Annotated in this window: 9 protein-coding genes and 2 pseudogenes; 2 read left to right on the top strand and 9 right to left on the bottom strand. The window is 63.2% G+C overall.

Features of this window, described 5'->3' with window-relative positions; genetic code table 11:
* Window positions 1–70: 70 nt before the first annotated feature.
* The 3 genes from ACRDUX_RS29720 to ACRDUX_RS29710 form a co-directional block, all read right to left on the bottom strand.
* Complete coding sequence (locus ACRDUX_RS29720; protein WP_526419228.1) at window positions 71–217, bottom strand: integrase core domain-containing protein; 147 nt, start codon at window positions 215–217, stop codon at window positions 71–73.
* 72 nt (window positions 218–289) lie between these two features.
* Window positions 290–697 (bottom strand): hypothetical protein, encoded by a 408-nt coding sequence (locus ACRDUX_RS29715; protein WP_526419224.1) that lies wholly within the window; start codon window positions 695–697, stop codon window positions 290–292.
* 152 nt (window positions 698–849) lie between these two features.
* The gene (locus ACRDUX_RS29710; protein WP_526419222.1) at window positions 850–1,029 is read right to left on the bottom strand and encodes a helix-turn-helix domain-containing protein; all 180 of its coding nucleotides are present in this window, start codon (window positions 1,027–1,029) and stop codon (window positions 850–852) included.
* Here ACRDUX_RS29710 and ACRDUX_RS29705 point away from each other — a divergent pair.
* Complete coding sequence (locus ACRDUX_RS29705; RefSeq protein ID WP_526419219.1) at window positions 958–1,497, top strand: monooxygenase family protein; 540 nt, start codon at window positions 958–960, stop codon at window positions 1,495–1,497. The two genes, ACRDUX_RS29710 and ACRDUX_RS29705, sit on opposite strands and share 72 nt — an antisense overlap.
* Here ACRDUX_RS29705 and ACRDUX_RS29700 read toward each other — a convergent pair.
* Window positions 1,413–1,736, bottom strand: a complete 324-nt coding sequence (locus ACRDUX_RS29700; protein ID WP_526419217.1) for a nitroreductase family protein — start codon at window positions 1,734–1,736, stop codon at window positions 1,413–1,415. The two genes, ACRDUX_RS29705 and ACRDUX_RS29700, sit on opposite strands and share 85 nt — an antisense overlap.
* A gap of 89 nt (window positions 1,737–1,825) precedes the next feature.
* Window positions 1,826–2,002 (bottom strand): annotated as a pseudogene (locus tag ACRDUX_RS29695) (ATP-dependent DNA ligase); the annotation flags it as partial.
* 53 nt (window positions 2,003–2,055) lie between these two features.
* Here ACRDUX_RS29695 and ACRDUX_RS29690 point away from each other — a divergent pair.
* Window positions 2,056–2,172, top strand: a pseudogene (locus ACRDUX_RS29690) (ATP-dependent DNA ligase); the annotation flags it as partial.
* A gap of 100 nt (window positions 2,173–2,272) precedes the next feature.
* Here ACRDUX_RS29690 and ACRDUX_RS29685 read toward each other — a convergent pair.
* The 4 genes from ACRDUX_RS29685 to ACRDUX_RS29670 form a co-directional block, all read right to left on the bottom strand.
* A complete protein-coding gene (locus tag ACRDUX_RS29685) occupies window positions 2,273–2,728 on the bottom strand; it encodes a hypothetical protein (protein WP_526419215.1) in 456 nt (151 codons plus the stop codon).
* 104 nt (window positions 2,729–2,832) lie between these two features.
* The gene (locus tag ACRDUX_RS29680; RefSeq protein ID WP_526419213.1) at window positions 2,833–3,786 is read right to left on the bottom strand and encodes a formylglycine-generating enzyme family protein; all 954 of its coding nucleotides are present in this window, start codon (window positions 3,784–3,786) and stop codon (window positions 2,833–2,835) included.
* Window positions 3,779–4,702: an HAD family hydrolase gene (locus ACRDUX_RS29675; RefSeq protein ID WP_526419226.1), complete on the bottom strand. Its 924-nt coding sequence runs from the start codon at window positions 4,700–4,702 to the stop codon at window positions 3,779–3,781. Before ACRDUX_RS29675 ends, ACRDUX_RS29680 begins: the two co-directional genes overlap by 8 nt.
* An 86-nt stretch (window positions 4,703–4,788) precedes the next feature.
* Window positions 4,789–6,306, bottom strand: a 1,518-nt coding sequence (locus ACRDUX_RS29670; RefSeq protein ID WP_526419211.1) for an arylsulfatase, incomplete at its 5' end; no start/stop codon positions are given.

Raw genomic sequence — 6,306 nt, 5'->3', positions numbered from 1 at the left:
GAAGGGAACCTCACCCCCGCCGGGGGGGGGTTCGCGGAGCGGCTAGTGGTCGTGACCTGAGGCGGTGTTGTCAGGCGGCGAGCTCGCTGACGGGTGGTCGTCCGCCGAGGGCGGAGTGGCCTCGTTGAGTGTTGTACCGGTGTAGGAATCGGTCAAGGCCGCGTGTGCGCATGCTGTTGGACGTCCATGCCCGGGCGTAGGCCCATTCGTTGAGCAGGGTCGGATTGAAGCGTTCGGCCTTGCCGTTGGTCCAAGGGCAGCCAGGTCTGATGGATCGGCGTTTGAGCTGTCAGGCTGAGCACACCCAGCCCCAGTTCGTGCCGCGCCGGTAGACCAGTGCGTTGTCGGTGAGTAGACGCCGCACCCGCACACCGTGGTCGGCGATCCAGGCCAACGCACGGTGCAGGAACTCAGCGCAGGTCAGGTCCTTCTCGTCGAGCAGTACTTCGGTGTAAGCCAACCGGGTGTAGTCATCGATGGCGGTGTGGACGTAGTCGTAGCCGATCCTGATCTTCTTGTGCCTGTTGGCAACTGAGACCGCGGCGTCGCGGCCGTGCAGCCGCCATCCGCCACCGGTGGGGATGCGGTCAAGCTTTTGACGTCGACATGGACCAGCGATCCGGTTGTGCGGTGTTCGCCGCGGTTGGGGCTGCGCCGCGATGTGCGCACCGCCTGGCCGGTGATCGGGTCGATCCACGACAGGTGCGGCACCTCGTGGCGTGCCAGGATCCGTCCGACTGTCGAGGGATTGAGACCCGGTTCGGCGGCGAGCACCACGGCGCCGCGCTTGCGGTGTCGCCGAGCTGCCAGCACTTTGTGTTCGATCCGCTTACTGGTGCGCTGCGGCATTCAGATCGGCCGAGAGCTGCGATTGGCCAACGCCTCCTCGCCGCCTTCGTCATATCGGCGCAGCCATTTGTACACCGTTGACCGCGAAATACCCGGCTGTTCAGCGACATGCGCGGGTGGCCACCCAGCAGCGACACGCTCGAGGATCCGTCGACGAGCGAACAGGTTGGTGCGGGCCACGTCCGTAGCTGGTTCCCGGCGATCGTCGCGATGCCGCGCCTGCTGGTTCAGCTTGCGAAGAAGCCGGAGTTGGGGTTGCTAGATGCCCGCACGTTTTGCATGGGCAGGGACGTAATCGTCGTGCATTACTGGCGGAGTGTCGAAGACCTCGGTCGATTCGCAAAGGACACTGCGCTTGCGCGTGCTCCCGCATGGGCGGCATTCAATCAGCACGCGGCCGGCAGCGGGAACATCGGCATTTGGCACGAAACCTACCGAGTGCCCGCCGATCAGATCAAGACGCGCTACGGCAATATGCCACCGTTTGGATCGGGCCGAGCACATGGAGTGCGCGAGCGCCTGGGATCACCGCGCAACGACACCCACAGTCGGAGGCGTCACCCCTATCGGTCGAGGTACACCACGCTCTCGTCAATCGACTTACGCGGGACGTCAAGATTGTTGGCGGGGAGATCCTCGACGGGATAGCCGATGGCAAGCCCGCAGAGAACCTCAAACCGGTCGGGAATGCCTAGGGCCGCGCGGACGACGTCGGGAAATCCCGCGATCAACATCTGCACGAAGGTACCCAAGCCACGGGCGGTCAGACCGAGAAGCAGCGTCTGTAGAAACATTCCGACGCCGAGACTGTCGACGTGGTGGAGTTCGCGATTCATACAGACGATGCCTGCCAGCGGCGCGTTGTAGAAAGTCCAGCTGAGCCGCACGGCCTTTCGCCTACTATCCAGGTCATCGAGTGCGATGCCTAGACTCTCGTAAAGCTGTTCACCCAGTTGATATTTCGCACTCTCGAACTCGGAGAGTAGCGCGTCAGCGGGCGTTCGTTGCGGCTGCCCAGCTCGCCTTCGTCGCCGTCGCGGAAGCAGATCGATCGAATGCCGTCCCACTTGGGCTCATACCAGGCGCCGGGTGGAATCTCCGGCACCGACTTCGCCAGCATTGGCGAGACCGGCGGCATGACGGGCAACTGCATCAACTCATCAAACACCGCGATGACATCGCTTGGCGTGGGCGGTCTACGTGAGCATGGACAGTGTGGACCTCCCCGTACAGCCGCCGGTCGAACCGATGCTCGCCAAGGCGGCTGCCACGGTGCCCGACGACCCAGGCGTGTGGTCCTACGAGCCGAAGTGGGACGGTTTCCTCCACTGAACGTGTCAAGCTCCATTCAGGCGAGGGAATTCGTGTCAGTAGTGCGTCTTTGATGCCGTCGTTTCCCGCGCGTCTGCTTCCATCGCTGTTGCTAGCTTGATTGGCGGTCGCGATCCAGGTGTCGGAGGGCCCGAACGATGCCGCGGGCTGCGTAGTAGCCGGCGAGCGCCGACACCGCAATCATCACGATGAACATCAGCAGCCAGTTGGCGCGTTGGTGGCTGACATTCCACCACACGATGGTGAACAGTACGGCGCACACGAACACCACGATGTCGCGCCAGTTGCCTTCGTATGAGGTGGCCGCCCGCCTTAGATCTCGGCTCTTCTCGGCTGCAGTGAGCAAGTCATCGATGCGGTGACCGATGCTTTCCTGCAACCGTTCTCGCCGTTCGGTTTCCTCTGCAGGTAGTCGGTCTAGGAGGTCTAGATCCTTGGTGATCGCCGCGCGAACATCTGGAGGTTTCAGAGTGCCCGCCGCTATGCCGAACAACGCACCGCCGGCAATAGGAGCGGCACCCAACGCAAGTTCACCTAAGCCTGGCATTGCGTCCTCTTTCTGTCACTGGATTCGCGTCCGGGCGAGTGTGCTGACCGATGGCCTGGGCGACGACGGGAGCGTGCTGGCAGACGACCGCGTATTCGGTGCCATCAACGAGGCAATTCGTCGCAGAGAGCAGTGGATCCCGAACGGGTGATACAGCGAAAGCCAATGTGGCTAGTGCCGGTGTCGACCTGCTGTGGGCGACGCGCCGCGGGGCGGTACCGCATGCAGTAGCTGTCGGCGCACAGGAATGAGCCGCCTTTGACCACCTTGCGTGGAATCTGGAATTTCGGCTGGTTCGGATCGTAAGTGTCTGCGCCACAACAGGGTTGATCGTCACGATCGGAGCCGTACCAGTCGGTCGTCCACTCCCACGCGTTTCCTGCCATGTCGTAAAGTCCGTAGCCGTTCGCGGCAAAGCTGCCGACCGGCGTGCTCTGTCCATAGCCCGTATCAGGCAGATAGGGGAATTCCCCGTGCCAGTAGTTGGCCAGCGGTCGCCCCGGCTGTTCCGGCTCGTCGCCCCAAACGTAGGCGGCGTGGGAGAGACCGCCGCGGGCGGCGACCTCCCACTCTGCCTCGGTCGGAAGTTGGTAGCCGACCCATTGTGCATAAGCTGCGGCGTCCTCGAACGCGATATGCACCACAGGATGGTCCTCACGGTTGCCCAGGGACGAGCGCGGCCCGCGCGGATGGTTCCAGCAGGCGCCTGAAGTCCACCTCCACCACTGGCTGACGTCCCTGAGATCGACGGGTCCGGTGGTGCGCTGGAACACCAACGAGCCCGGCTGCGGGTTCTCCGGTGGCGCGCCGGGATAGACGGCGGGGTCCAGTGGGCGCTCAGCGACCGTGACATAGCCGGTGGCGTCGACGAACTCGGCGAACTGCGCATTGGTCACCTGATGCTGGTGCATCCAGAACCCGTCCACGGTGACCTCGCGGGCCGGACCCTCCTCGGGATAGTGAACGTCAGAACCCACCACGGTGGTCTGGGCGGGGATCCACACCATGCCGCGGGACTCCTGCACGGCCAGCGCTGTTTCGGCGGGCACGTCAGTCAAAGATCTGCGCCCAGTCATTCTTCATGCTGACCACGCTCCACCCATACGCGCCGGCATGCTCGAGGGCGCGTTCGGCTCCTGCGGTGTAGTCGAATTCCCGTTCGGCATCGTCGTGCAGGATCAACAGCCGCAACGCGGCCTCGCCGGCGCGACCGCAGTACATCAGCATCTCGTCGTCGCCGTTGGAGTTGCCCGCGGACAGGATCGGACGACGGCCGATGCGATTCCAGATCCGCACCGGCTTCTCCGGGCCGTCGTCGAACACATCGAGTGCTGGCTGGATCAACAGATCGCCGTGGCCGTCACGGCCGTCGAACTTCAGACCTTGGGAGCTGCCGATGACGCGCTCTGGCGGAATGCCGTAGATGGACGCGGTCACCGGACGCATGAAATCGCGCCCACCGCCCGAGGCGATGTAGCAAGTGAAACCGTGTGCTTCCAGGTACCGCAGCAACTCCACCATCGGCACGTACACACACGTCAGGTAAGGCCGGCCCAAGCTCGGATGAATAGCACTGGCGAAGAACGTATCCACCAGCGAAGCGTGGTCCTCGACGGCCATCGACTCGTGCAATGACATCACCGCGCCGGCAAGGACTTTCAGATCGGTGTCGTCACCCTGGTAGTGCTTGGTGATGGCCGCGCCGAACCAGTTCAGGTCACCGGCGACCGCCGCCCGGTAGGGTTGCTGCGCTGCGAGTGTGTCGTCGGTTTCGGCCTTTTCGACCAACCGGCGGACGATGAAGTCGAGCTGGATGTACATGGGTTTCTCGCACCACAGTGTGCCGTCGTTGTCGAAGACCGCGACGCGGGCCTCGGGTTCGACGAAGTCGGGCCCCGCGGTGGTGACACGTCTTACGAAGTCGACGATCGCCGACTTCGTGGTCCCTTCGTTCCAGCTGTCCAACTCGGCCACGCTCACCCGACCCGGTTGACCGTGAGCCTGTCGACCCCTGATGTGTCGGGCATGTCGTCACCCTGCCTTCGTTGATTGGCGTGCATTCAGTTGCCCGTGGGCAGCCCGATGTTCAACCCCTCGGCGGCGAGTGACTCTCTGAGGAATTGGAATCGCTGGTACTGCGTGACGGTGATCGGACCCGCGTAGCCCTCGCTCTGGAGTTTGCGGGGAGGGTACTTCAGGTAAGTCTGCATGAGTTCCTTGATGGCCTCGTTGATGGTCACGAGTGTCCAGGTGTGTTCGGTGTAGTTGTTCATGAAGATGTCGTAGCGTTCCTGCGGATCCTGCCAGAGATCGAAGATCTGGGGGACGGTCGCAACGTACGCTTGCGCACCTTTCCAGCCGAGGTTGGTGTCCACCGCAAGCCCTCCGGTGCTGGCACCGTCATCACCGCGCAGATTGAAGACAGCCTTGTAGTGTCCGACGCGCACGGCGCCGGGGGTCAGTTCGTTCTCACTGAAGTAGAACCAGGACTTGCGCTCGGACTTGCCGGTCCCCAACAGCACCGGTGACATGTCATAACTGTCGAAGACGATGGGCTCACCTTCACGGTCGTTCTCCGGCAACGGCACGCCGGCCAGCGCCGCGAACGTCGCCATGTAATCGAGGCCGCCGACGATATCGGAGTTGCGCGACCCGGCTTTGATGCCCGGGCCCCACGCGATGGCAGGAACGCGGTTGCCGCCCTCGCGAACGGTGCCCTTGGTGCCACGGAACGGCGTGTAGCCCGCGTCGGGGTAGACGTCCTGCCAGGCGCCGTTATCGGTCGTCCAGAACACGTACGTGTTCTCGGCGAGCCCGAGCGATCGGATCTTGTCCATGATGCGGTCGATGCGGGTGTCGTTCTCCACGATGGAATCCGCGTACTTCGATTTCGACAGCGACTTACCCTTGAAATCCGGGTGCGGCATGTTCGGCTGGTGCACTTTCATGAAGTTGACGTGCAGAAAGAACGGGGTTTCCGAGGCCGCGTTCTCGTCGAGGAACTCCAGTGCGTCCTTCTCGACGTACTCGTCGTAGAACGGAATGCCCACCAGCCCCTCGTCCGGTGTATTGACGTACTGGCCGTTGACCTTGAAGTCCTCGGTCGCCTGCTCGCCCGCCTTGCCCGATAGCGCGCCCTGGGTTACTTGCTGGAACATTTCGCGGAGTTCGGCGTCCATGTCCGGGAACCACTCCGGGTCGGCGTAGGTGTAGGCATTCAGGTGATATAGCCCGCAGTGTCGCATCTCGTCGTAGCCGTGCGCGTTGGGCAACGCATAGTCAGATTCTCCGAGGTGCCATTTGCCGGTGAAGAATGTTTTGTAGCCAGCTGTCTTGACCACCGACGCCAGAGTCCACTCTGCGGCCGGCAGCCCGCCGCCCTGGCCTTGGAAGGCCACGGTCGTCATGCCGCTGCGATTCGGGATGCGTCCGGTGAGTATCGCTGCGCGCCCCGGTGTGCAACTCGGCTGCGCGTAGAACGACAGGAACTGCATGCCTTCTTCGGCCATCCGGTCAAGACCGGGCGTGGGCATGCCGCGGTTTTCGCCACCCCCGTACACTCCCTCATCCCCGTAACC

Origin of the sequence: Mycobacterium sp. (assembly GCF_050701675.1) — a bacterium.
Classification (GTDB): Bacteria; Actinomycetota; Actinomycetes; order Mycobacteriales; family Mycobacteriaceae; genus Mycobacterium.
This window is presented reverse-complemented; position numbering and strand designations above follow the sequence as displayed.